At 66.5% G+C, this 1,979-nt stretch carries 2 protein-coding genes and 1 pseudogene; all 3 read right to left on the bottom strand.

Annotation, left to right across the window (positions count from 1 at the left end):
• A partial coding sequence (locus tag EN738_RS33910) for a sugar phosphate nucleotidyltransferase (protein ID WP_148669475.1) occupies nt 1-437 on the bottom strand: 437 nt, incomplete at its 3' end.
• Nucleotides 438-497: 60 nt separating this feature from the next.
• A complete protein-coding gene (locus tag EN738_RS33905) occupies nt 498-1,466 on the bottom strand; it encodes a glycosyltransferase family 2 protein (protein ID WP_127287326.1) in 969 nt (322 codons plus the stop codon).
• Nucleotides 1,456-1,979, bottom strand: a pseudogene (locus EN738_RS33900) (glycosyltransferase family 2 protein); the annotation flags it as partial. The pseudogene EN738_RS33900 and the gene EN738_RS33905, both read right to left, overlap by 11 nt.

Genomic DNA, 1,979 nt, shown 5'->3' with positions numbered 1-1,979 from the left:
GTCTCGGCAAGGCAGCCGCGGCCGCCGAAGGAGACCATGTCGGGCAGGAGCAGGGCGAACGGCTCGTCGCCGATCACCTCGCGCGCGCACCACACCGCATGGCCGAGGCCCTGCGGCGACTGCTGGCGGATGAAGGAGGTGGCGCCGGCGACGGGCAGCAGGCTTTCCAGCAACTGCAACTGCGCCTTCTTGCCGGTCTGCTCGAGGGTCCCGATCAATTCAGGATGCAGGTCGAAATAGTCCTCGATGACCGCCTTGTTGCGGCCGGTCACGAAGACGATGTGCTCGATGCCTGCCTCGAAGGCTTCGTCCACCGCATATTGGACGACCGGCTTGTCGACCACGGGCAGCATTTCCTTCGGCATCGACTTGGTCGCCGGCAGGAACCGCGTTCCAAGCCCCGCCACCGGTATGACTGCCTTCCTGACTTTCTTCATCGCATAGTCCTTTTGAGAAGATCGATTTCAATATGCCGCAGGCTCCGAACCCACTCTCCGTCAGCCCGCACTCTCACCTCCCCGCCCCACGGCAAACTGTGCCGCAACCCTTCGCAGCCGGACGGCGATCGGCATGCTCATATGCCTGACCGCCGCCGGATCACTGAGCGCCGTCCATATCGCCTTGAGCGGCGACCGCGCCTTGATGTGCTGGACCAATGACAGAAACGAAGCCGCCCGGCGCAGGCTGCGGCCGCGCCTCAGGAACGCAGCCTGCGCCTTGCCTTCTATGGAATTGGAATAAGTGCTCGCGAAAGCGGCATCCGCCCCAAGCATCGCCTCGACATGATGCAGCTCCAGCACGCGGGAGATCGATCCGGTACGGATGTGGTAGACGTAGCCGGTCGTCGGCTCGACCACACATTTGCCGCCCCTCGCGAGCGCGCTGGCGAGCAGGATGTAATCCTCGCCGATGATCAGCTTCTCGTCGTAGCGAAGGCCGTTCTCCTCGAGGAAATCGCGCTGGAAGATCGGCTTGAGATAGCCGAGATTGAAGCGCGACTCGAAGACGATGTTGCCGGCGATGTAGTCGGCGAGCGAGATTTCGGCCAGGCCCTCGAGATAGTCGGCCGGGAACATCGTGTCCTCGGGCACGCCGTCCTCGCGCACGACCTGGAGGTTGTCGACCGCGATCACCGCGCCCGCCTTCTCGGCCCGCGCGATCATCGTGCATATCCGGCCGGGATAGACGGCATCGTCGGAATCGAGCACCGCCACCCACCGGCCCCGCGCGGCCTCGAGGCCGGCGTTCCTGGCGCCACCGGGGCCGCGATTGCGCTGAAGCGCGACGACGCGCACGATGTCCTCGGGATAAGAGCGCGCCACGTCGAGCGTCCGGTCGCGCGAGCAGTCGTCGACGACAATGACCTCCACGGAAACGTCGCGCTGGGCCATGGCGCTGGCGATCGCCCGGTCGAGCGTTGCCTCGGCGTTGTAGGCGGCGATGACGAAGCTGACGTCAGGCTGCATGCTTGCCCCCCTGCTGCGGCGAGGACAGGCCGTACTGGCGGATCTCGCGCACGCCGACGAGGCCACTGACGACGCCGACATGCATGATGCCGCGCAGCACGCTGCGGTTCCTGCGCACCGGGCTGATCGCGGTCAGCGCCGCCATGGCGAAGCAGTAGGCGGCCTTGGCCGAGGCGAGGCCGACTTGCGCGACGCGCCTGATGCCGCTCGCGCCGTGCCCGATGAGGTGCCCGTGCGTCTGCCCGAAACGGAAGCGGCGGCGGCGCAGCCAGTCGAAGGCCGCCCTGGCATGCGGCACGACTTCCTCGACCAGCGCATCCGGCGCAAAGGCGATGCGGCCGCCGTCCCTGACCATGGTGTCGAAGAACTCGGTGTCCTCGCCGCCGGTCTGGCCACGCGCCAGGCTGAAGCGGCGGCCGCGCAGGCTCGCTTCGCTGGTTCTCAAGAGGACATTGCAGGTATAGCCGGTGCGGATCTCGCCGCGCACCCAGACCGGCAAGGTCGAGTGGAAAT

This window comes from Mesorhizobium sp. M4B.F.Ca.ET.017.02.2.1, assembly GCF_003998955.1.
GTDB lineage: Bacteria > Pseudomonadota > Alphaproteobacteria > Rhizobiales > Rhizobiaceae > Mesorhizobium > Mesorhizobium abyssinicae.
This window is presented reverse-complemented; position numbering and strand designations above follow the sequence as displayed.

What these genes read in the sequence shown, in the direction of transcription:
- EN738_RS33905 (WP_127287326.1), bottom strand. Translation starts at nt 1,466, where the DNA reads ATGCAGCCTGACGTCAGCTTCGTCATCGCCGCCTACAACGCCGAGGCA.